Genomic DNA, 23,247 nt, shown 5'->3' with positions numbered 1-23,247 from the left:
ACCGCGGCTAAGGCCCCACTCACGAGTGTATCGTCCATGACGACGATCAAGGACAGCGTCCACGACTACATCGAACTCGGCCCCGTCGCGGAGGCGCTGCTGGACACCGCGCCGATGCAGCGGCTCCGCTACGTCCGGCAACTGAGTACCGTCCAGCTCGTCTACCCCTCCGCGAACCACACCCGGTTCGAACACAGTCTCGGCGTCTACCACCTCGCCTCGAACGCGGTCGACCAGCTCGACCTCGACTCGGCGCTCGCCGATCGCCTCCGCGCCGCGGCGCTGGTCCACGACGTCGGGCACGGCCCGTTCGGTCACCAGACCGAGGCCGCGATCGAGCGCCACCTGGGTCGCCACCACGACGAGATCGAGTGGCTGCTCGCGGCAACGGAACTCGGGGCGGTCCTGGAGGAACAGGGGCTCGATCCCGCGGCCGTCGCCGCGACGGTCGACGGTCGCGGCCCACTCGGCGATCTCGTCTCCGGCGCGCTCGACGTCGATCGGATGGACTACCTCGTGCGGGACGCCCACCACACCGGCGTCCCCTACGGAACGATCGACCACGCGCGGCTGGTGCGTGCCTTCCGGATCGTCGACGGCGACCTCGCGCTGGCCGACGGCAACGTCGCGACCGCCGAGAGCGCGCTGATCGCCCGGACGCTGATGAACGCGACCGTCTACCGCCACCACGTCTCACGGATCGCCGGTTCGATGCTCGATCGGGCGAGCGAACGCCTCCTCGCCGACGGGGAGGTCGCTCCCGAGAACTTCGCGAGGCTGACCGACGAGGAACTGCTGGCGACGCTCGCCGACTACGAACCGACGAGCGACCTGGCGCGTCGCCTCCGCGATCGATCGCTCTACAAGCGGGCGCTGTGGGCCAGGCGGGGGGCCGTCCCCGATCGGTTCGTCGAGATCGGGTACGATCGCACGCGCGACCTCGAGCGCGAGATCGCGGGCGAGGCGGGCGTCGATCCGTCGGCGGTGATCCTCGACAGCCCGGGCGACCCGTCTTCGCCCGAGTCGCGGGCGACGGTCGTCGTCGACGGGGAGCCGCGCCGACTCGAGGAGCGATCGTCGCTCGTCGCCGGTCTCGACGCCTGCGCGCGCGAGATCTGGCGGCTCGGGGTGTACGCCCCGCCCGACGACCTCGCGCCCGTTCGCGAGGCGGCGGCGACGGTGCTCGACGTCGACGGCGATCCGGCACCCTGACCGCGCGGTTCCGCTCCCGACTTCAGGCCCCCGCTCCCACTTCAGGCCCCCGCTCCCGGCATTAGGTCCCCGATCCCGGGGTGTCGCGCTCGTCCATTCTGGCGTCGTACTTCGCCATGGCCGTCTCGAGCGCCTCCTCGGCGTCGATCTCGAGCGCGTCGGCGATCGCCAGCAGGGCGAACAGCGCGTCGCCGATCTCGTCCGGTTCGATCGAGACCGTCTCGGGCGTGCTCCCGTAGTCGGTCGACTCGTTCGCGTCCTTCGCGAGTTCGCCGACCTCCGAGACGAGATCGAGGAGCCTGTACGCGGGCGGGGTCTCGAGTCCGTGCGCCTCGACGAAGTCGGCGACCTGTCGCTGTTGTTCGTCCATATCCGTTCGAGAATCGGTCGCCCGAAGAATGACACGATTTCTACCTGTCGAAAGAAACGTTCAAGGCGACGTACCGATCAACGACTCGACCTATGGAGTCGACACTCTCCGCGATCGAGGGAACCGCGATCGAAGCCTGTACCGTCGGCGGGCGGTACCTGCGGGAGATCTACCGGACCGGGCAGACGTCCGCCGATCGGTCCGCACACGACGTGAAGTCGAGCGCCGATACGGGCGCGGAAGAGCGCATGCTCGCGGTCGTCCGATCGGCGTTTCCCGACCACCGGATCGACGCCGAGGAGTCGGGCGTTCACGAGGGGAACGGCGCGTACGAGTGGGTCGTCGACCCGCTCGACGGAACGAACAACTTCGAATCCGGACTGCCGTCGTTCGCCTCGGCGGTGACGGTCCTCGCCGACGACGAACCGGTTCTGGGCGTCGCCTACGTACCGATGCTCGACGACCTGTACGTGGGACGGCGCGGCGAGGGCGTCAGGTACAACGGCCACCCGGTCAGCGCCGACCGCGACGCCGATCCCGCGACCGCCACGGTCGTCTCGGTCATCGGCCACGACGTGAAACGCCAGCCCGATCGGCGTGCGGTCTCCGACGCGATCAACCGCGCGATTGAGGACCGCTGCAAGCGCCGCCTCGAGAGCTGGAGCCCGACGGTTCACTGGGGGCTCCTCGCCCGGGGACGACTGGACGGCGTCGTCTCCTATCGGCCCGATCGGGAAGAACAGCTTCTGGGGGAACTCTTCGCGGCCGAGAGCGGACTCCGGACGGCGACCGGCGAGGACTGGTTCGTCGGTGCCGTGACCGTCGATCTGCGCGCGGAACTCGTCGACCTCGTCTCCAAGTGCGTTTCGTGACGGACCCCCTGTTCCTGCCCCTGGGAACCCGCGCCGAGCGGTTTACTCTCGCCCGATTCGACAGATTTGTAACTTTCATAATAGGTACGTTTAAGTGGTAGTTCTGAGCTTTGTAAGGCAATGCGAGAACTTGTCACGATGTGGCGGGACACGCGGATGATCATGTTAGTAGCGGTCGTGGCGGCAGTGTACGCCGCACTGCTGATTCCCTTCGCCGGGTTAGTGCTCGTCCCGGGGATCACGGCGGTTCGTCCCGGAAACGTCATTCCGGTGATCTTTGGCCTCATGTTCGGTCCGGCGGCGGCCTGGGGGTCGGCGATCGGGAACCTGATCAACGACATCTTCGCCGGTACGTTCGGTCCGGGGAGCCTGTTCGGCTTCATCGGAAACTTCTTCTTCGGCATGCTCGGCTACAAGCTCTGGGGGAACCTCGGTCCCCTCTCGAGCGGCGTCGAACCCGACTTCCGCGAGAACGCCGGTCGCCAGCTCGTCGAGTTCGTCGCCGTCGCCGTCGCGGCCTCGGCGGCGTGTGCGGCGATCATCGCCTGGGGACTCGAGGTGCTCGGACTCTTCCCCTTCTCGGTGCTCGGGACGCTGATCTTCCTGAACAACACGCTCGCGACGGTCGTGCTCGGACCGCCGCTGCTGTACCTGACGTACCCGCGCATCAAGCGGATGGGGCTACTCTACACCGATCTGCTCCACGACGAGGATCTGCCGGACACTGGTACGGGACAGGCCCAGACGGCCGCGCTCGGACTGCTGACGATCGCGATCGCCTGGGTCGTCGTCGGAATCGCTATCTCGATGGGCGTCCAGGACGTCCCGTTCGCCGCCGATCAGGGGGCGACGTTCGGCGAGGGCGGCGCGACCGTCCAGATCGCCCTCGGCGCGATCGCGTTCTTGATCTTCCTCGGACTGACCTCAATCTCCGGCGAGCGACTCTCCGAACTGATCGACTAACCACGCTGTTTTAACCTATAATCCACCTGTATTCGATATCATGGACACTGACTCGACCGACGAGGACGCGGCGGTTCTGCGGGACGTCGTCTTCGCCTACGAGCGCGGCCTCGATCTGCCGCCGGCGGACTCGTTCGCCGACGTCGAGGACTACGACCCGGACGAGCGCGGCGGCGCCGTCCTTCGCGGTCTCGACCTCGACGTTCCCGCCGGAGCGTTCACCGTGGTGATGGGCGCCAGCGGCGGCGGCAAGTCGACGCTGTTGCGGACGTTCAACTCGATCATTCCGAACTTCATCACCGGGTCGTTCGCGGGCGACGTGAATGTCCTCGGTCGGGACGCGACCGCCGCTCGCGTGCCGGAGATGGCCGCCGACGTCGGGATGGTTCTCCAGGATTACGAGGCACAACTGTTCGGGACGAGCGTCCAGAGCGAGGTCGCCTTCGGTCCCGAAAACCTCGCGATCCCACCGGCCGATATCGACCCCCGGGCCGATCACGCGCTCGAGATCGCGGGACTCGACGATCTCGCGCGCAGACGCCCGCCGGACGCGCTCTCGGGCGGACAGAAACAGCGCCTCGTCTTCGCCGGCGTCGTCGCGAACCACCCCGACCTGCTGTTGCTCGACGAACCGACCAGCGACCTCGATCCGGCGGGGAGTCACGACACGCTGTCGGTGATCCGCTCGCTCGCGGACGCCGACGGAGCGAGCGCCCCCGAGGGGTGGCCTGGCCCGGAGACGATCGTGCTGGTCACCCACGAGATCGAGGAGGCGCTACTGGCCGACCGGGCCGTCCTGCTTCGCGCCGGTCGCGTGTATCGCGAGGGGCCGGCCCGCGACGTGTTCACCGACGTCGAGGCGCTCCGGAACGCACGCGTTGCCGTGCCGCCGGTCGTCGAGGTGTTCGATCGACTCGGCTGGGTCCGTGAGGACCTGCCGCTGTACCCCGAGGAGGCCGCCGACGCCGTCCTCGATCGCGGCCTCACCTGGACGCCGCCCGCGCGTCGCGACGCGGCGCTCCCCGGCGCACCGGCCGACACCGGACGCGACACCGGCGAACCGCTGTTCGAACTCGAGGGCATCGTCCACGAGTACGAGACCGATCGGGAGACGGTGCGGGCGGTCGACAACGTCGACCTCACGGTCAACGAGCGAGAGGTCGTCGCGATCGTCGGTCACAACGGCAGCGGGAAGACGACCCTTGCGAAGCACCTGAACGGACTGCTCGAACCCGACGCGGGGAGCGCGCGCTGGCGCGGGGAGGAGGTTTCGGACCGCTCGATGAGCGAGGTCGGCCGCTCGGTCGGCTACGTCTTCCAGAACCCCGACCACCAGATCTTCGCCGACACCGTCCGCGAAGAGGTCGCGTTCGGCCCCGAGAACTTCGGCATGGAGGGCGAAGAACTCGATCGGGCGATCGAAGACGCCATCGAGACGGTCGAACTCGACGGGCTGGAGGACGCGGACCCGTTCGCCCTCTCGAAAGGGCAGCGCCAGCGGGTCGCGCTGGCGTCGATCCTCGCGACCGACCCCGACGCGATCGTCTTCGACGAGCCGACGACTGGCCTCGACGCGACCCAGCGCGATCGGTTCATGGATCTCGTCGCCCGCCTCAACCGGGAGGCGGGGGTGACCGTCGTGATGGTCACCCACAGCATGCACACCGTCGCCCGCTACGCGCCGCGGACGGTCGTGATGGCTGACGGCGAGAAGGTCTTCGATCGACCGACGCGGGAACTGTTCGCCGACGAGTCGCTCCTCGAACGGTGGGAACTCGAACCGCCGCAGTCGGTGGCGCTCTCGAACCGGCTGGCGACCGAAACGGGCCAGGACGACGCGCTGCCCGCCCTCTCGGTCGACGAAGTCGTCGCGGGACTCGGCGGCGGGCAGGCGTCCGAGACCGAAACGGCTCGCTCCACCGGATCGGTGGCGAGCGGGGACGCGTCGGACGCCGACAGTCGCGCCGACGGCGGACGCGATGACGGTGACTGCGACGACGACGATACCGACGGCGCGAGAAACGCCGACGGTGACACTGACGACGCCACCGGAGGTGAACGCGCGTGAGTTCCTCGCCGTCGCTGTACGTCGATCGCGACACGTTCCTCCACCGCCTGAACGCGCGTTCGAAGATGGGACTGCTCCTGGGCGTGTTCGTGGCGGCCTACGCCTTCGGCGACCCGCTGTGGGTGTTCGTCCCGCTCGCGGCCTCGTTCGTCGCGCTCGTCGCGGTCGGCGGCTGGCCGAACTTCAAACGCCTCTCGTTCATCGTGGTCGCGCTGTTCCTCGTCGGCTTCGCCGTCTGGCCGGCGTTCACCGACCCCGGCGGGGACGTGTTGCTCTCGACGCCGCTCGGGTCGATCACCGAACGGGAGGTGCTGTTCGCGCTCGGCCGATCCCAACGGATCGCGGCGTTCATCGTGGGCGGGCTGCTGTTCGTGACCACGACCTCAAACGAGGAGATCGTCGCGGGGATGCGATCGATCGGCATCCCGTACGCGTTCTGTTTCGCCGTCGGCACCGCCTTACGGCTGTTCCCGACGTTCCTTGGGTCGGCCAACACGGTGCGACAGGCCCAGGCCGCACGCGGCCACGAGGTCGGCGGACGTAACCCGATCACCCTGCTCCGGAGCTACGTCCCGCTCCTGATCCCGGTGTTCATGACCGCGATCCGGAACGTCCAGACGCAGGCGATGGCGCTCGAGGCGCGCGGCTTCGACACCCGCGGCGAGCGATCGTTCTACAACAGGCAGCCGTTCGGGACGGCCGACTGGCTGGTCGTCGTCCTCGGTCTCGCGGTCGCGGCCGCGTCGGTTTGGCTCCGACTGCAGGGGTACGGGACCGTCTGAGTGTCTCGCCTCGTCGGCGTGCCCTCGGTCGATCGTGCTGACCGTCAGCGGGATTTATGATGGTGCAACGACGTTGACCACGGTATGTCAGACCAGACCGACCCGCTCGCCTGGACGCGCGACTACACGCCCATCCTGCGATCGCTCGCCGACGAGTACGGCGAGGAACAGCCGCTCTCGGGGTACAGCGTCGCGCTGGCCTCCCACCTCGAGCAGAAGACGGGCGTGCTAATCGAGACTCTGCGCGACGCGGGGGCCGAGGTTCTCGTCACCGGGAGCGAACCCTACAGCACCAAGGGCGAGGTGGTGGACGCCCTTCGCGACCAGGACGGCGTCGAGACGTTCGTCGAAGCCGGCATGACCGAGGAGGAGTGGGCCGACGGCCAGCACCGACTGCTGGAGGCCGAACCCGACTTCATCCTCGACGACGGCTGCGAGCTGATCGCGAAGGTCCACGCGGACCACCCAGACGTCGCCCGGCAGGTGATCGGCGGCGGCGAGCAGACCACGGCCGGGATCACCCGCCTCGAGGCTATGGAAGACGAGGACGTCCTCGAGTTCCCGGTCTACGGCGTCAACGACACGCCGATGAAACACTTCTTCGACAACGTCCACGGCACCGGCGAGTCCTCGCTGTCGAACGTGATGATCACGACCAACACGATGCTCTCGGGCAAGACCGTCGTCGTCGGCGGCTACGGCTACTGTGGCCGCGGCATCGCACGTAAGGCCCGCGGGATGGGCGCGCAGACGATCGTCACAGAGGTCGACCCGCGGAAGGCCCTCGAAGCGCACATGGACGGCCACCGGATCGCCAGCATGGCCGAGGCCGCCTCGGAGGCCGACTACGTCATCACGTCGACGGGGAACCGCGACGTCGTCCGCGAGGACCACTTCGACGAACTCCAGGACGGCGTCATCCTCGCGAACGCCGGCCACTTCGACGTCGAGATCGCCGTCGCGGCCCTCGAGGACGCCGCCGATCGCGTCACCGAACCTCGCGACGGCGTCACTCGCTACCACATGGCCGACGGGCGCCGGATCAACCTGCTCGCGGAGGGGCGACTCGTCAACCTTACCGGGCCGCACAGCAGCGGCCATCCCGCCGAAGTGATGGACACGACGTTCGCGATGATGTTCGAAGCCGCGCGCGACATGCTCGCAGAGGGCCGCGGCGAGAAACTCGCGCCGGGCCTGTACGCGATGCCCGATCGTCTCGATCGCGCGGTCGCCAACCGGAAACTCGAGACGTTAGACGTCGACGTCGACGACCTCACCGATCGCCAGCGCGAGTACTACGAGGAGTGGGAGCACCCGGACAGCGCGTTCTGATCGAGCGGCCGGACGAGGTGGTCGATCGGCCAGCGCGCTCGTATCGACGGGCGAGCGGCCTCCCCGATCCGTTGCACACGCTACGAAACACGTATTCCTCGATCGACCAATAGGCGAACATGGTCGATATCACGGCGGAAATCGTCCTGTTCGACGGCTTCGACGAACTCGACGCGATCGGTCCCTACGAGGTGCTCGAGAACGGCGCCCACGCCGGCGCGTCGATCGACGTCCGACTGGTCACGCTCGAGGAGACCGACCTGGTGACGGCGAGCCACCAGCTACGGGTGGAACCCGACGGCACGCTCGGGGACCCGGACCTGCTGATCGTGCCGGGCGGCGGATGGACGACCGCGAACGAGGGCGTCCGGGCCGTCGTCGAGGACGGCGTCCTGCCGGACGCAGTCGACGAGCGCTACGCGAACGGGGCGACGATCGCGTCGGTCTGTACCGGCGCGATGATCCTCGCCGAGGCGGGCCTGCTGGAGGGTCGGCCGGCGACGACGCACCAGGTCGCTCTCGACGATCTCGAGGCGTACGCGGCGAACGTGGTCGAGGAACGCGTCGTCGACGGGGCGGCTACCGCCGCCAGTCCAGCGCGTGCCAGCGGGCACGCGGACGACAGCGATGTGCTCACGGCCGGCGGCGTCACCGCCGGGATCGATCTGGCGCTGTGGCTGCTCGAACGGGAGTTCGGCGACGACATCGCCTCGGCAGTCGAGACGGAGATGGAACACGAGCGCCGTGGCGGGGTCTTCGGATAAGTCGGGTCGACAATCGACCGCCCGGAGGGCCAAACGGCTATCCGATCGGGGCGAATAGTCCGCACCACATGACTGCCGTGTTGTTCGATATGGACGGCGTGCTCGTCGACAGCGAGGACTACTGGGTCGAGTTCGAACGCGAGGAACTGCTCCCGGTCGCGGTTCCGGACGCGGACGTCGACCTCGCGGAGGTGAGCGGGATGAACTTCCGCGAAATTTACGACTACCTCGACGAGGAGTACGAGACGGCGATCACGCGCGAGGAGTGGATCGATCGGTTCGAAGCCTTCGCGGAGACGCTCTACACCGAGCACGTCGACTCCCTCGACGGCCTCCACGACCTGCTCGCGGAACTGGACGATCGGGACGTTCCCACGGCGCTGGTCTCCTCCTCGCCCCACGACTGGATCGGCCTGGTGCTCGATCGGTTCGATCTCGCAGGCGCGTTCGACGAGGTCATCAGCGCCGACGAGATCGAGGCCGCGAGCAAACCCGCGCCCGACGTCTTCGAGTACGCCGCGAGCGAGGTCGGGATCCCGACCGAGGAGTGCGTCGTCGTCGAAGACTCCGAAAACGGGATCGAGGCGGCCGCGCGAGCGGGAACGATCGTCGTCGCCTACCGGATCGACGCCCACGGCGACATCGATCTCTCGCCGGCCGACGTGGTCGTCGACGACGCGGCGGAACTCCGCGAGGAAGTGCTTCGGCTGGCCGGCTGATACGGATTGCTGTACCGAGGTACCGGCGCAACCGCAGACGGGTCGCGGTTGCGTCGGAACTGATGTACAGCAGTCCGTATGTGTTCTCGGTCGCTCACGGCCGGCCGCTTTATTTTTCGGTCGTGTCGATCCCGGCGGCCTCGTTGATCGGACACTTCTGGGTCGTCCCGGTCGCGAGGAGGATCACCCCGATCGCGAGCGCCAGCGCGCCCCCGACGAGTCCGACGGTCCAGTAGCCCGCGAGCGCGGCGAGTCCGGCGATCGTAGCCAGTGCACCGACGATGATCCGCCCCTGACGGTCGATACCGCCGACGTTTCGGTCCATAGTAGCACCCAGGCGAACGTAGGAGGGCCGTCGTCAAAACGGTTCGTGGCCGGACCAATCGCGCGGTGAGGTTCGATCGCGCGGTGGATACTCACTCGACCCGGACCGTCCGCGTCTCCGCGATCGGGACGAGCGGTTCCTCGGGGAAGGCGACGTTCACGGTGAACTCGAGTACGTCCGCGTCCGCCCCGAAGACGCCGACCGGGACGGTCTCGGTGTCGCGGAGGTAGGTGTTCGTGCTCGTCATCTCGACGCCGTTGACTGTCACCCGGATCCCGGCGCGGGCGGCTTCGCCGACGTTCTTGACGGTGACCTCGCGGACCTCGTTCTCACCGGTCTCGATCGCGTCGGGGAACTGCCCCCACTCGAGGTCGATCGCGGGGAGCGACTGGGCGCTCTCGCAGACGCCTTCGGCGACGCCGTCCGAGAGGCCGGCGTCGACGAGGCCCTCGACGCCCGCCGCCACGACGTCGCCGGGGGTCGACAGCCCCTCTTTCGAGAGTTTGCTCGCCCGGCCGGCGGCGACGCCGTCGATCGCGACCAGTCCGACCGCGTCTTCGGCGACGCCGTTCTCGATGCGGGCCTCGACCCGCCGGGCGAGGTTCGCCGCGTGCGGGCCCGCGAACCGATCGAGGAACGCGCCGAGCGCCGAGACGAGTCGCGTCGCGTTCCGGCGGATCACCCACGCGTCGCTTCGCAGTTCCGGGGGGACCGAGCCGTTGGCCCCGCTCCGGAGGATCGCAAGCACCTTCCGATCGCCCGCGTCGAGGTCGCCGGTGTCGTGGCCGACCAGCACCGCGTCGATCGCGTCGCGTTCGGACTGGCGGGCGGAGACGGAGTCGAACTCCTGGGCGGTCGCGACCGCTTCGAGGATGTCTCCCGTCTCGAGTGTCGCCCCGTCTTCTCCAACCCGATCGCAGAGGTCCGCGAACCGCGCGGCCGTCTCGAGACGCAGGTAGTACTTCGAGGTCAGCATCCCTCGCGCCGTGGCCTCGATCGAAAGGTCGGCGTCGTCCATCTCGACGAAGCCGCGATCGACGAGGTCCTCGAGACAGTCGCGGACGCGCCCGCGGAGGTTCGGGAAGTCGTACTCCTCGGGCCTGGACTGGCCTCGCACGTAGTAGAAGGTCGTCTCGAGCCAGTCCATCACGTCCTCCAGGTCGGTAATGGTCCCCATCGCGATTTCGGCGTTGAGGTGGGTCTCGAGGCTCTCCGCGAGGCGGGACTCGATCTCCTTGCCGTCCCGGAGGAGGCGGCGGTACTTGTCGGCCTCCGCTGTGTCGCAGACGACCCAGCCGTAGCCGACGTCGTCGTAGCCCGGCCGGCCCGCGCGTCCGAGCATCTGGAGCACGTCCAGCGGGCTCATGTCGACCTCGCCCTCGAGCGGGTCGTGGAGTTTCGTGTCCCGGATCACGACGCAGCGCGCCGGGAGGTTGACGCCCCACGCGAGCGTCGAGGTCGAGAACAGGAGTTCGATCCGTCCCTCTTTGAACCACTCCTCGACGAGGTCGCGATCGTTCTTCGAGAGGCCCGCGTGGTGAAACGCGACGCCGTCGAGGACGGACTTCCGGAGCGTGTCGTTCTCGAGTTTGTCCTTGGACTCGGCGTGGAAGTCGTAATCGCCGCGCGGGCCGATCTCGAGGTCGCGTTCGGCGATCTCGTCCCTGGCCTTCTTGGCGGCCTGCACGGTGTCCTGTCGGGAGGAGACGAACACGAGCGTCTGGCCGTCCTCCCGGAGGTGTGGCTCAGCGAGGTCTAACGCCCGGTAGAGCCGGCGGTACTTGTCGGCGAAGGTGTTCTCGCCGTGCGTGTAGGTCTTGACGCCCGCGTTGAGGTCGACGGGCCGGTACTCCTCGCCGAACTCGAAGGTCGTCTCCGCGGGAGCGTCGAGCCACGCCGCCACGTCGTCCACGTTCGGCATCGTCGCCGACAGCGCCACGATGCGGGGATCACAGAGCCGTCGCAGGCGGGAAATCGTCACCTCGAGCACCGACCCGCGCCGATCGGCGTCGAGCAGGTGCACCTCGTCGATGACGCAGACGTCGACGTCGGTGACGAAGTCGTACCGGCGCGAATCGTGCTTGCGCGTCGCCGAGTCGAGTTTCTCGGGGGTCATCACGAGGATGTCCGCGTGACGCGCGCGCCGCGGGTTCAGATCCCGTTCGCCGGTGACGACGTAGACCGAGTAGTCCAGGTCCTCGAAGCGGTCCCAGTCGTCTTCCTTCTCGTTGGTCAGGGCTCGCAACGGCGCGATAAAGAGCGCGGTGCCGCCGTCGGCGAGCGCCTTGCAGATCGCCAGTTCCGCGAGCGCGGTCTTGCCCGAGGCGGTCGGGGCGCTCGCGACCACGTTCTCGTCCGATTCGAGCAAGGCCGGCAGGGCCTCGCGTTGCATCCGGTTGAACTCCTCGAAGGCGAAGGCGTCGGCGAACTCGGGGAGAACCTCGGCGACCTCCATCGTACGGACACGGGAAGCGACCGGTCAAAGGCGTTTCCTTCGAGTCGTGGGTCGGGAGGTCCTCGTAACTCGATCACCGCGATCGGACGATCGCCACCAGGACTGCCCCCGCGGTCGCGAACACGAGCGGGTAGAGAATTCCGGCCAGCACGATCGCGGGCACGAGGTCGGGCGCGATCGACCCGCTCGCCTCGATGCCGAAGAAGGTTCGCTCGGCGCTCGACTCGGCCACGATCGCGCCGAGACCCGCGACCACGGCGTAGCCGATCGCGACCGGCGCGCCGGCGACGACGGCCGCGCCGAGGTCGCGAACGTCCCACTGGTAGGCGAGGATCGCTCCGACGCCGACGAGCACGAGCGGCGGCACGAGGTACAGCACCGTGGCGCTCGTACTGCTCGACTGGGCGATGAAGTCGACGGTGTCCGTCCCGCCGAGGCCCCCGATCGCACCGCTGGCCTCGACGTCGACCATGTGCGCGTTGTAGAAGTACCAGGCGACGGCTTTCCACTCGGCGATGCCGTCGCCGAACTCCTCGGCGACCTCGCCGGCGATCAGGACGTACGTGAGGAGGTAGCCGATCGCGGCGGCGAGGACGCCGGTCCCGGCACTGGCCGCGACGCTCGCGGTGTTCGATCGCGCGCGACCCGTCGTCGACAGTGACTGTTGTGCCATCGTGTCGGAGACGGACCACACTCCCCGTAATGGGCCTTGTCATTCACACCGGAATCGGGACGCGATCACGTACCGGGATCGAGTTCGGACGCTGAAAATCGGAGTCGGGCAGTGTCGGATCGGCGTCGGATCCCGGGACTCGGCGTCAGACGGTCGTCTGGTCCCTGTTCGCGGACGATCGGCCGAGTTGCTCGTTGAGGTGGCTCGCGGCCCGATCGGGATTCGGGACCCGCTCGAACGTCAGTTCCGGTTCGCCGGAGCCGGCGGTGTAGACCGTCAGGTCGCCGTAGCCCAGCAGGCGGCCGAGCGGGGGCTGTTGCAGGCTGGTGTTCTGGACCCGGTCGAGGCGAAACTGGGTGACGTCGCGCGAGACGACGCCGCGTTTCTTGTACAGTTCGTCGGACGTGATGACGTAGCGCGTGTTCGTCCAGACGACGTAGCGGGCGAGGACCAGCGCGGTACCGGCGAACGCGACGAGGATTCCGGCCAGCGTCAGGAGGTCGATCCCCGCGATCGCGCCCCAGCCGGCCAGGAGAACGCCGAGCACCGCGAGTCCGATCCCGATCGGGAGGCCGCTCCCCATCGCGATCGGGTGCGGGCGACGCTCCCAGACGATCGCCTCGTCGTCCGAGAGGTGGAGCCAGTCCGCGGTCGTCGAGGCCATGGGCCCCTGCTATTCCGTTCGTCGCCGTAAAACTGTTGCAGCGCGTCAGTTGTCGACGATCGGGCGGAACGAGTGGACGAGCGGGGACGCACGCGAAGACGATGCCGCGGGTCGGCTCAGTCCGCGGCCTCGGCACCCTCCGCGGCGGCGGTCTTCGCGGCGCGTTCGTTCATCCCGGTCGTCGTCTCGGACCAGTAGTAGGCCCCCAGCCCGATCGCCGCCGCGACGTTCGAGAGGGTGACGGCCCAGAAGACGCCGGTCACGCCCATGTTCAGGAGGAACGCCGCGCCCGCGGCGACCGGGATCCGGACGACCCAGTACTGCAACAGCGTGGCGACCAGGCTCGTTCGCGTCCGCCGCGCGCCGTTGAACCCCGCCTGCAGGAGGTATGTCGCGCCGATCGCCCAGTAGCCGTACGCGAGGATTCGCAGGTACTCCGCCGCGACCGCGAGTTCCGCCGGCGTCGCGTCGGGGACGAAGGCAGCCGACAGCGCGCCGGGAATCGCCCACTGTATCGCGCCGACGACCGTGAGTCCGACGCTCGCGATGGCGACGCCGGTCCACGTCGTTCGCCGCGCCCGGAGGGGGCGTTCCGCCCCGAGGTTCTGGCCGATCATGCTCTGGGCGGCCTGCTGGAGCCCGATCGCGGGGACGAACGAGATGGTCGCGACCCGGGCACCGATCGTGTACGCCGCCAGCCCCGCCGCGCCGCCGACGAGAGCGACGAGCCAGACCATCCCGACGCGTGCGGACTGGCTCGAGACGTACTGGCCGGCGGTCGGCCAGCCGACGTCGACGATCTCGCGGCAGTCGTCGAGGTGGAGGTCGACGTCCGTTCGCAAGAGAGCGAACCCGCTGCGGCCCCGCAGTGCCATGCCGATCCCGAGCCCGATCCCGACGCCGTAGCCGATGCCAGTCGCCGCCGCGGCCCCCGCGACGCCGAGTTCGGGAAACAGCCACCAGCCGAAGATCAGGAACGGGTCGAGCACGAGGTTCACCGCGATCGCCAGGACGTTGATGTACAGGGCGGCCCGCGTGTCGCCCCAGCCGATGAAACTCGACTCGATCGCCTCGCTCGCGCTCAGGACGGGGACCGCGAGCGCGATCGTCGCGAGGTAGGCGGTGGCGTACTCGGTGACGAGGTCGGGCGCGCCGAAGATGCCCACGATTCGCCCGGCGAGCGCCCAGACCGCCAGTCCGACGATCGTGCCGCCGACGAGACCGACGACGGCGCCGTTGACCGCGGCCCGGCGGCCGAGTGCGAGTTCGTCGGCGCCGACGCGCTGGGAGACGAGGACCTGGGTGCCGACGCCGGCTCCAACCGCGATCGCGGTCACCAGGCCCACGACCGGGAACGTCAACCCGACCGCGGCGACCGCTTCCAGACTGTGGCGACCGAGCCAGAGCGTGTCGATAACCTGCTGGAGGACCTGGACGAGGTTCTGTACGAGCAACGGTACGGCCAGGATCACGAGGGTCTTCGGAATGGGGCCGCCCGTGATCTCGTCGCGATCGAGATCGAGCATCTACTACTACGTCAACATAAACACATTAAATAAATCTTCCTGCCGTTCGAACTGTTCACGCAAGTATTCCGGTGGCTGAACTGTTCAGACGACTTCTGCGTGACCGTTCGCATCGACCCGCCGATCACAATGGTTTTTCACCTTCGGCGGCCATTTTCGGGTATGAACACCGCCCGCAAGCCCGACTGGCTGAAAATGCGGCCACCGTCGGGCCGGGAATTCACCGGCATCCGCGAGACGCTCCGGGAGCGGAACCTCCACACCGTCTGCGAGGAGGCGAACTGTCCGAACCTCGGCGAGTGCTGGTCCGGTGGCGCGGGGACCGGCGACGGCGAGGGCGGGACGGCCACGTTCATGCTGATGGGCGATCGCTGTTCGCGCGCCTGTAACTTCTGTGACGTCGAGACCGGCGGGATGGAACCGCTGGACCCCGACGAACCCGCGAACGTCGCCGAGGCCATCGCCGAGATCGGCCTCGACTACGTGGTCCTGACGAGCGTCGATCGGGACGACCTGCCCGACCAGGGTGCGGGCCACTTCGCCGAGACGATCCGGGAGATCAAGGATCGCCACCCCGGCATCCTCGTGGAAGTACTCATCCCGGACTTCCAGGGTGAGGAACGACTCGTCCGGAAGATCATCGACGCGGATCCGGACGTGATCGCACACAACGTCGAGACCGTCGAGCGCCTGCAGTTCCCCGTCCGCGATCGGCGCGCGGGCTACGAACAGTCGCTGTCGGTGCTCGAACAGGTCGATCGCGAGTCGGACATCTACACCAAGACCTCGATCATGCTCGGTCACGGCGAGTACGACCACGAGGTCTACCAGACGCTGGCCGACTGTCGCGAGCGGGGGGTCGACATCGTCACGCTCGGCCAGTACCTCCGCCCGTCGCGATCCCACCTGGAGGTACAGCGGTACGACCACCCGGACAAGTACGAGACGTGGCGACGGGTCGCCGAGGAGGAGTTAGGGTTCCTGTACTGTGCGAGCGGGCCGATGGTTCGATCGTCGTACAAGGCCGGGGAGTTGTTCGTCGACGCCGTGCTCCGCGAGGGGAAGAGCGTCGAGGAGGCCAGAGCGGACGCGCGTGGCGACGGCCACGCCGGATCCGCGGCGACCGGCGTTCCCGAGTAGCGTCTCCCGTCGTCGCCGGTGTCCCGGAGTGGCTTCCGGCGTCGGCGTCGGATCCGATCCGGTAACGGCTGACTATCGACGGTCCCGGATCGAGCACGCCATCGTCTCTACACGCTGGCCGGCGTTGCTGGCGGTATCGGTGGCCTGTACGCCCCGAGTGATCGACCGTGCGTCCACTATTCCGATAATTAGTTCACGAACATTCCGAGAACTCGTTCTCGGAGACCGTATTATCTGACGAACGAGCTATTCGAGGTCGTATCATCGGACACCTCCCAGTATGCGCCGCAAGAATCTCTTTGATAGTAAACTATTTACGAAAATCCTTTAACGCGAGCGATAATTCGTTTGGGTATGTGCAGGTGGGTATACCCGTGAGTACGATACAGCGCGACCCCCGAGAGCGAGTACAGATCCTCGACGACACCGGCCGGGTTCTCGACGGTGCCGACGTCCCCGACCTGGCGGACGACGAACTCGTCGAGATGTACGAGCAGATGCGCCTGGCACGCCACTTCGACGAGCGGGCGGTCAGCCTCCAGCGACAGGGGCGGATGGGAACGTATCCGCCGCTGTCCGGCCAGGAAGGGTCCCAGATCGGCAGCGCCCACGCGCTGGACCAGGAAGACTGGCTCTTCCCCAGTTACCGCGAACACGGCGTCTCCCTCGTTCGCGGCATGTCGCTCAAGCGGACCCTGCTGTACTGGATGGGCCACGAGCAGGGCAACCAGATCCCCCCCGAGGCCAACATCTTCACCGTCGCCGTCCCGATCGCGACCCAGATCCCGCACGCGACGGGCGCGGCCTGGGCCTCGAAACTCCGCGACGAGGAGAAGGCGTTCCTCTGCTACTTCGGCGACGGCGCGACGTCCGAGGGCGACTTCCACGAGGGGCTGAACTTTGCCGGCGTCTTCGACACGCCGAACGTGTTCTTCTGTAACAACAATCAGTGGGCCATCTCCGTCCCGCGGGAGCGCCAGACGGCCAGCGAGACGATCGCCCAGAAGGCCACCGCCTACGGCTTCGAGGGCGTCCAGGTCGACGGGATGGACCCGCTCGCGGTGTACAAGGTCACCCGCGACGCCGTCGAGAAGGCCAAGAACCCGGATGCGTTCGAGGACGACTCGCCCGGCAGCGCGACTCGACCGACGCTGATCGAGGCCGTCCAGTACCGCTTTGGCGCGCACACGACGGCGGACGACCCCTCGGTCTACCGCGACGACGAGGAGGTCGAGCGCTGGAAACAGAAGGACCCGATCCCGCGGATGGAGACGTTCCTGCGGAATCACGGACTCCTGGACGACGAGCGCGTCGACGCGATCGAGGGGCGGATCCGGGACGAGGTCGCCGAGGCGATCGACGAGGCGGAGTCCGTCGAACGACCTGACCCCGAGGAAATCTTCGCGCACGTCTACGACGGCATGCCCAAACGATTACAGGAACAGCTCGAGTGGTTCGAATCGGTACGCGAACGCCACGGAGACGACGCGCTACTGGAGGGCTAACATGGCTGCAGAATCGGAAAATCTCACCCTGGTACAGGCGGTACGCGACGGATTGCACAGCGAGATGGAACGCGACGACGACGTCGTCGTCATGGGCGAGGACGTCGGGAAGAACGGCGGCGTCTTCCGCGCCACCGAGGGACTGTACGACGAGTTCGGCGAGAACCGCGTGATCGACACGCCGCTGGCCGAGTCGGGCATCGTCGGGACCGCGATCGGAATGGCCGCCTACGGGATGCGCCCCGTGCCCGAGATCCAGTTCCTGGGCTTTATCTACCCGGCGTTCGACCAGATCGTCTCTCACGCCGCGCGCCTGCGGACGCGCTCGCGCGGGCGATACACGTGTCCGCTGGTCGTCCGGGCCCCCTACGGCGGCGGGATCCGCGCGCCCGAACACCACTCCGAGTCCTCGGAGGCGATGTTTGTCCACCAGCCCGGGCTCAAGGTCGTCATCCCCTCCACGCCGTACGACACGAAGGGGTTGCTTACGAGCGCGATCCGATCGCCGGATCCGGTGGTCTTCCTCGAACCGAAACTCATCTACCGCGCGTTCCGCGAGGAGGTGCCCGACGAACCCTACGAGGTGCCGATCGGCGAGGCCGCCGTCCGCCGTGAGGGGTCGGACATCTCGGTGTTCACGTGGGGCGCGATGACCCGGCCGACCATCGAGGCCGCGGAGAACCTCGCGGGCGAGATCGACGTCGAGGTCGTCGACCTGCGAACGCTCTCGCCGCTGGACGAGGACACCATCGTCGAGTCGTTCAAGAAGACCGGCCGCGCGGCGGTCGTCCACGAGGCCCCGAAGACGGGCGGACTGGCTGGAGAGATCACCGCGACGATCCAGGAGAACGCTCTGCTCCACCAGGAGGCACCGATCGAGCGCATCACCGGCTTCGACACGCCGTTCCCGCTGTACGCGCTCGAGGACTACTACCTGCCCGAGGCCGCGCGGGTCGAGGACGGCATCCGGAACGCCGTGGAGTTCTAACATGGTCCGCGAGTTCAAACTCCCCGACGTCGGTGAGGGCGTCGCAGAGGGCGAACTGGTCTCGTGGCTCGTCGCGCCGGGCGACGAGGTCAGCGAAGATCAGCCGATCGCCGAGGTCGAGACCGACAAGGCCCTCGTGGAGGTTCCCGCACCGGTCAACGGGTCCGTCAAAGAGTTGCACTACGAGGAAGGCGACGTGATCCCCGTCGGCGACGTGTTCGTCACGTTCGACGTCGAGGGCGAGGCCGAAGGCGGTGCGGACGAAGCCGCGGCCGAACCCGCCGTCGACGAGGACGTCGAGGCCACCGACGAGGGCGACGTCGCCGGCGATCCCGGCGCGGAGACCGCCGAGGTCGAAACGCCCGACGATCGCGTCTTCGCACCCCCGCGCGTGCGTCGGATGGCCCGCGAGGAGGGAATCGACCTCTCGACGATCGAGGGGAGCGGCCCCGGCGGTCGGATCACCGCGGCGGACGTCGAGGCCGCAGCGAGCGGCGGTACAGTCGCGGCCGGTACGGAGACCGCCGCGCCGGACGACGGCGCGACGGCGGAATCCGAATCGACCGTGGACACGTCCGCGACCGAGTCCGGCGGCACAGCGACCGGTACCGCGGGTAGCGCTCAGCGGATCCAGGCCCCGCCAGCAGGGATCGAGTCGGCCGATCGGGACAAAACCCTGGCCGCGCCCGCGACTCGACGCCTCGCCGAGGAGGAGGGCGTCGACATCGACGCCGTCCCGACCGACGAGGAGCGCGACGGCGAGGCGTTCGTCACGCCGGAAGCGGTGAAAGAGTACGCCGAGGCCCAGCGGCAGGCTCAAAAGGCCGATCGAGAGGCGATCGAGGCCGGCGAACCGGTCGGCGACGCCGAGAAGGGGACCGAGTTCGCCCCCGGCGAGCGGGAACGGCGCGAACCGTTCCGCGGCGTCCGCAAGACGATCGCCGACGCGATGGTCGAGTCGAAGTACACCGCGCCCCACGTCACCCACCACGACGAGGTGGACGTGACGGCACTCGTCGAGGCCCGCGATCGGCTCAAGTCCCGCGCGGAGGACCAGGGTATCCGGCTGACCTACATGCCGTTCATCATGAAGGCCGTCGTCGCGGCCCTGAAGGAGTACCCCGAGATGAACGCGGTTATCGACGACGAAAACGAGGAGGTCGTCTACCGCGACTACTACAACATCGGAGTCGCCACCGCGACCGACGTCGGACTGATGGTACCGGTCCTCGAGGACGCCGATCGGAAGGGCCTCCTGCAACTGTCCTCGGAGATGAACGAACTCGTCCAGAAGGCTCGCGAGCGATCGATCAGCCCCGACGAACTCCGGGGGTCGACGTTCACGATCACGAACGTCGGCGGCATCGGCGGCGAGTACGCGACGCCGATCCTGAACTACCCCGAGTCGGGCATCCTCGCGGTCGGCGAGATCAAGCGCAAGCCGCGCGTCGTCGAACGGAACGGCGAGGAGACGATCGAGCCGCGATCGGTGCTGACCCTGTCGCTGTCGTTCGATCACCGGCTGATCGACGGCGCGGTCGGCGCACAGTTTACGAACACCGTGATGGAGTACCTCGAGAACCCCGAACTGCTATTGCTCGAGTGATGGAAGACCAACCTACGAGTACGAATATGAGTACGATTACGAAGACTACGAGAGCGGGGGCGAACTGATGGTCGTCGGAGACGTCACCACCGGAACGGACGTGCTGGTCATCGGGGCCGGCCCCGCCGGCTACGTGGCCGCGATCCGTGCCGGACAGCTCGATCTGGACGTAACGCTCGTCGAAAAGGACGCCTACGGCGGGGCCTGCCTGAACCACGGCTGTATCCCCTCGAAGGCGCTGATCACCGCGACCGACGTCGCCCACGAGGCCGGCAACGCGGAAGAGATGGGGATCCACGCCGATCCCGCCGTCGACCTCGCGAAGATGGTCGACTGGAAAGACGGCGTCGTCGACCAGCTCACCGGCGGGGTCGAGAAGCTCTGCAAGGCGAACGGCGTCAACCTGCTGGAGGGAACTGCCACCTTCGACGGCGAGAACACCGCCCGCATCTCCCACAGCGGCGAGGGCCAGGGCTCGGAGAGCATCGAGTTCGAGCACGCGATCGTCGCGACCGGCTCGCGCCCGATCGAGATCCCCGGCTTCGAGTACGGCGACGAACCCGTACTCGACTCGAAGCAGGCCCTCGCGCTCGACTCGGTGCCCGACTCGCTGGTCGTCGTCGGGGCCGGCTACATCGGGATGGAACTGGCGAGCGTCTTCGCCAAACTCGGGACCGACGTGACCGTCATCGAGATGCTCGACGGCATCCTCCCGGGCTACGACGACGATCTCAAACGGCCCGTCAAGCAGCGAGCGACTGACCTCGGGATCGAGTTCCACTTCGGCTACACCGCCTCGGAGTGGTACGACCACGGCGACGGGATCCGCGTCGAAGCAGAGCCCGCCGAGCAGGCCGCGGCAGACGGTGGGCAGGCTGAAGCCGTCGAAGCGGAACCGCTCGAACTCGACGCCGAGCACGTCCTCGTCGCCGTCGGCCGCGAACCGGTCTCGGACACGCTCGATCTCGAGGCGGTCGGCGTCGAAACCGACGATCGGGGCTTCATCGAAACCGATTCGCGCGCGCGCACGAACGTGGACCACGTCTTCGCGGTCGGCGACGTCGCGGGCGAACCGATGCTCGCCCACAAGGGGAGCATGGAGGGACAGGTCGCCGCTGAAGTGATCGCCGGCGAACCCGCGGCGATCGACTACCAGGCGATGCCCGCCGCGATCTTCACCGATCCCGAGATCGCTACCGCCGGGATGACCGAGTCCGAGGCCGCGGATGCCGGCTTCGAGACGATCGTCGGGAAGTTCCCCTTCCGGGCCAGCGGTCGTGCGCTGACGACCGGCGACGCAGACGGCTTCGTCAAGATCGTCGCCGACGAGTCCGAGGGGTACGTCCTCGGTGCCCAGATCGTCGGGCCCGAGGCATCGGAACTGATCGCCGAACTCGGACTGGCGATCGAACTCGGCGCGACCGTCGAGGACGTCGCGGCGACCGTCCACACCCACCCGACGCTGTCGGAGTCGGTAATGGAGGCCGCCGAGAACGCGCTCGGACACGCGATCCACACGCTGAACCGCTGACCTCCGTTCCCGATCGATCGCCGACCCTGGACGGCCGATCGATAGCCCGTCTCGCTTTTCTGGCAGTACGGTACGCCCACCCCTCGGGGGGATCTCGTTCCGTCTCCGAAGAGCGATAGAACGAGTTCGCTGCGGTCACGGACGACGCTGACTGCGAGGGCTACTGGACGTACAGCGAATAGGCGATCACCAGGAAGCCGATCAGGACGAGGAGACTCTCCAGCAGGACGCCCATCGGGAGGGGAACGCCGAGCACTTCGTAGAGCATCCCCGCCAGAACGAGCCCGAGGGTTACGATTCCGAACCCGGCCGCGAGATATCCGAGCGCACGCTGTCGCGTGCGGCGGTAGGCCTTGAACGCGAAGAAGGTGATGACGCTGCCGACCACGAGCACGAGCGTCTTGACGATTGCCAGCGCGAGCGCCGTTTCGGCCGTCCCGCTCGGGTGCGGGCTCATGTCTCCTTGCGCACCTCCGACCACAGCTCGGCGAGGCGCTCGTCGGCCGTCCGGGCGGGCCGTTCGATCTCTACCGCGAGCGATCGGTCCTCGTCGAGTACCAGCGTGATCTCGTCGAACGCGACCGAGTACTTGCTCGCGTGATGACCGTCGCGCCTGATCTCGGTCGACTCCTCGAGCAACGTCGCGTCGGTCAGCAACTCGAGCTTTCGATACAGCGTCGACTGTGGGATCTCACACCGGGAAGTGAGCTCTGAAGCCGTCATTGGTTCCTCGAGATTCCGGATAATCTCACGGCAATCGGGATCGTCGAGCGCAGCGCAGATCTCTTCCGCTGGCGGCATCGACTCCGCACCGATCGGGTCCCGGACCATTCATCTGCCCCTTGTGACGCACACGGTTTATCGGCATCGATGCGAAGTGCCGATTGCCGGTGTCTCGACCCGTCCCCGAACCAGTTCGGGCCGATCGTCGCCCGTGACACGCTATCGGTCGAACCCGAGCCCCTCTGGGCCCAGTCGACACGAAGCCTTCTTGCGCGTGCACGCCCGAGTGCGAACCGCGCGGGTATCATTCGGCCCGACCGTGTCTGCGAGGGCGGAATGACCGGCCGACCTCCGCCCGCGTGATACTCCGTGCCTGCGTCGACTTCCATCGTACTGATTCGTCGAGTTACTGGTTTCTTTATAAGTATCACTCGGGTGACTGTCCAGTGCAAAACCGTCTCATGGTACCGGATTCCGATGCGGCTCTCGTTCGACGGCCTTATATGCGAACCGGGCGTTCGAAACTAATGCGAACGACGTGGCGCACGCCGCCACGTTCCCTCCGGCTGTGTCCCAGCGCGGAGGCAGGCACTGCATCCACCCTCGTTCCGATCGTCGGTTCGATCCGACGGTCTTATTCGTGTACGGGCGTTCGATTCGGATCGTGCTCGTGGCCGGCGCAGCCGGTTACGACGATCCGTTGCCCTTATACGTGCCTGGGCACTCAGACTGGATCGCGAACGTCCTCGCCGGATGCGATTTCCGGCGCGGAAACGATCCGTTGCCCTTAAGTATACGAGGGGATTCGGATGTGATGTGAACGGCGGGACGCTCGACGCGTTCCGTCGCTCGGATCGAACGAGGTTCGAAGGGGTTATGTACCCCAGACGGCCTACGTTTAGATCCGAAGGAAATGAGGATCCTACCCCTGCGGTCCGCCGTACAGATGGGATCTGATGTTAGCCTCGACAGTTCGGTGACGCCCGATCGGTCCGCGATCTGTGTCATCGAACGTGTGGACCCAACTGT

At 67.5% G+C, this 23,247-nt stretch carries 21 protein-coding genes; 13 read left to right on the top strand and 8 right to left on the bottom strand.

Annotated elements, in window-relative coordinates:
- The first annotated feature begins 36 nt into the window (after positions 1-36).
- On the top strand, positions 37-1,212 hold the full coding sequence (locus tag MUN73_RS01650) for an HD domain-containing protein (protein WP_250138709.1): 1,176 nt from the start codon (positions 37-39) through the stop codon (positions 1,210-1,212).
- 61 nt (positions 1,213-1,273) lie between these two features.
- Here MUN73_RS01650 and MUN73_RS01645 read toward each other — a convergent pair whose 3' ends face one another.
- Positions 1,274-1,582: a MazG nucleotide pyrophosphohydrolase domain-containing protein gene (locus MUN73_RS01645; RefSeq protein WP_250138708.1), complete on the bottom strand. Its 309-nt coding sequence runs from the start codon at positions 1,580-1,582 to the stop codon at positions 1,274-1,276.
- A gap of 92 nt (positions 1,583-1,674) precedes the next feature.
- Here MUN73_RS01645 and MUN73_RS01640 point away from each other — a divergent pair, with 92 nt between their 5' ends.
- The 7 genes from MUN73_RS01640 to MUN73_RS01610 all read left to right on the top strand — a co-directional run bounded on the left by MUN73_RS01640 (position 1,675) and on the right by MUN73_RS01610 (position 9,082).
- Complete coding sequence (locus tag MUN73_RS01640) at positions 1,675-2,454, top strand: inositol monophosphatase family protein (protein WP_250138707.1); 780 nt, start codon at positions 1,675-1,677, stop codon at positions 2,452-2,454.
- 120 nt (positions 2,455-2,574) lie between these two features.
- Positions 2,575-3,417 carry a QueT transporter family protein gene (locus MUN73_RS01635; protein WP_250138706.1) on the top strand — a complete coding sequence of 281 codons (843 nt, stop codon included), beginning with the start codon at positions 2,575-2,577 and terminating at the stop codon, positions 3,415-3,417.
- Positions 3,418-3,457: 40 nt separating this feature from the next.
- Positions 3,458-5,485 carry an ABC transporter ATP-binding protein gene (locus tag MUN73_RS01630; RefSeq protein ID WP_250138705.1) on the top strand — a complete coding sequence of 676 codons (2,028 nt, stop codon included), beginning with the start codon at positions 3,458-3,460 and terminating at the stop codon, positions 5,483-5,485.
- Entirely contained in the window at positions 5,482-6,267 is a 786-nt protein-coding gene (locus tag MUN73_RS01625; protein ID WP_250138704.1) for an energy-coupling factor transporter transmembrane component T family protein, read from the top strand. Before MUN73_RS01630 ends, MUN73_RS01625 begins: the two co-directional genes overlap by 4 nt.
- An 84-nt stretch (positions 6,268-6,351) precedes the next feature.
- Complete coding sequence (locus tag MUN73_RS01620) at positions 6,352-7,599, top strand: adenosylhomocysteinase (protein WP_250138703.1); 1,248 nt, start codon at positions 6,352-6,354, stop codon at positions 7,597-7,599.
- A gap of 119 nt (positions 7,600-7,718) precedes the next feature.
- Positions 7,719-8,363, top strand: a complete 645-nt coding sequence (locus MUN73_RS01615; RefSeq protein WP_250138702.1) for a DJ-1/PfpI family protein — start codon at positions 7,719-7,721, stop codon at positions 8,361-8,363.
- A gap of 68 nt (positions 8,364-8,431) precedes the next feature.
- Positions 8,432-9,082, top strand: coding sequence for an HAD family hydrolase (locus MUN73_RS01610; RefSeq protein WP_250138701.1), 651 nt, complete (start codon positions 8,432-8,434; stop codon positions 9,080-9,082).
- Between the two features lie 109 nt (positions 9,083-9,191).
- Here MUN73_RS01610 and MUN73_RS01605 read toward each other — a convergent pair whose 3' ends face one another.
- From MUN73_RS01605 to MUN73_RS01585, 5 genes are all read right to left on the bottom strand, one after another.
- Positions 9,192-9,407 (bottom strand): YgaP family membrane protein, encoded by a 216-nt coding sequence (locus MUN73_RS01605; protein ID WP_250138700.1) that lies wholly within the window; start codon positions 9,405-9,407, stop codon positions 9,192-9,194.
- 91 nt (positions 9,408-9,498) lie between these two features.
- Positions 9,499-11,862, bottom strand: coding sequence for a DEAD/DEAH box helicase (locus MUN73_RS01600; RefSeq protein ID WP_250138699.1), 2,364 nt, complete (start codon positions 11,860-11,862; stop codon positions 9,499-9,501).
- Positions 11,863-11,935: 73 nt separating this feature from the next.
- On the bottom strand, positions 11,936-12,535 hold the full coding sequence (locus MUN73_RS01595) for a DUF7978 family protein (RefSeq protein ID WP_250138698.1): 600 nt from the start codon (positions 12,533-12,535) through the stop codon (positions 11,936-11,938).
- A 145-nt stretch (positions 12,536-12,680) separates the two neighbouring features.
- Positions 12,681-13,199 carry a PH domain-containing protein gene (locus tag MUN73_RS01590; protein ID WP_250138697.1) on the bottom strand — a complete coding sequence of 173 codons (519 nt, stop codon included), beginning with the start codon at positions 13,197-13,199 and terminating at the stop codon, positions 12,681-12,683.
- A gap of 116 nt (positions 13,200-13,315) precedes the next feature.
- On the bottom strand, positions 13,316-14,725 hold the full coding sequence (locus tag MUN73_RS01585; RefSeq protein ID WP_250138696.1) for an MATE family efflux transporter: 1,410 nt from the start codon (positions 14,723-14,725) through the stop codon (positions 13,316-13,318).
- A 162-nt stretch (positions 14,726-14,887) separates the two neighbouring features.
- Here MUN73_RS01585 and lipA point away from each other — a divergent pair, with 162 nt between their 5' ends.
- The 5 genes from lipA (at position 14,888) to lpdA (ending at position 21,495) form a co-directional block, all read left to right on the top strand.
- Positions 14,888-15,865 carry a lipoyl synthase gene (gene lipA, locus MUN73_RS01580; protein ID WP_250138695.1) on the top strand — a complete coding sequence of 326 codons (978 nt, stop codon included), beginning with the start codon at positions 14,888-14,890 and terminating at the stop codon, positions 15,863-15,865.
- Between the two features lie 374 nt (positions 15,866-16,239).
- Entirely contained in the window at positions 16,240-17,370 is a 1,131-nt protein-coding gene (gene pdhA / locus MUN73_RS01575) for a pyruvate dehydrogenase (acetyl-transferring) E1 component subunit alpha (protein ID WP_250138694.1), read from the top strand.
- Position 17,371: 1 nt separating this feature from the next.
- Positions 17,372-18,358, top strand: coding sequence for an alpha-ketoacid dehydrogenase subunit beta (locus MUN73_RS01570; RefSeq protein ID WP_250138693.1), 987 nt, complete (start codon positions 17,372-17,374; stop codon positions 18,356-18,358).
- A gap of 1 nt (position 18,359) precedes the next feature.
- The gene (locus MUN73_RS01565; RefSeq protein WP_250138692.1) at positions 18,360-19,964 is read left to right on the top strand and encodes a 2-oxo acid dehydrogenase subunit E2; all 1,605 of its coding nucleotides are present in this window, start codon (positions 18,360-18,362) and stop codon (positions 19,962-19,964) included.
- Positions 19,965-20,031: 67 nt separating this feature from the next.
- Positions 20,032-21,495: a dihydrolipoyl dehydrogenase gene (gene lpdA, locus MUN73_RS01560; protein ID WP_250138691.1), complete on the top strand. Its 1,464-nt coding sequence runs from the start codon at positions 20,032-20,034 to the stop codon at positions 21,493-21,495.
- 160 nt (positions 21,496-21,655) lie between these two features.
- On the opposite strand, the gene MUN73_RS01555 is transcribed toward lpdA, so the two are convergent.
- Positions 21,656-21,952 (bottom strand): DUF7521 family protein, encoded by a 297-nt coding sequence (locus MUN73_RS01555; protein ID WP_250138690.1) that lies wholly within the window; start codon positions 21,950-21,952, stop codon positions 21,656-21,658.
- Positions 21,949-22,326 carry a winged helix-turn-helix domain-containing protein gene (locus MUN73_RS01550; RefSeq protein WP_250138689.1) on the bottom strand — a complete coding sequence of 126 codons (378 nt, stop codon included), beginning with the start codon at positions 22,324-22,326 and terminating at the stop codon, positions 21,949-21,951. The genes MUN73_RS01555 and MUN73_RS01550 overlap by 4 nt, the downstream gene beginning before the upstream one ends.
- Positions 22,327-23,247 lie beyond the last annotated feature (921 nt).

The organism is Halosolutus amylolyticus (assembly GCF_023566055.1).
Classification (GTDB): domain Archaea; phylum Halobacteriota; class Halobacteria; order Halobacteriales; family Natrialbaceae; genus Halosolutus; species Halosolutus amylolyticus.
This window is presented reverse-complemented; position numbering and strand designations above follow the sequence as displayed.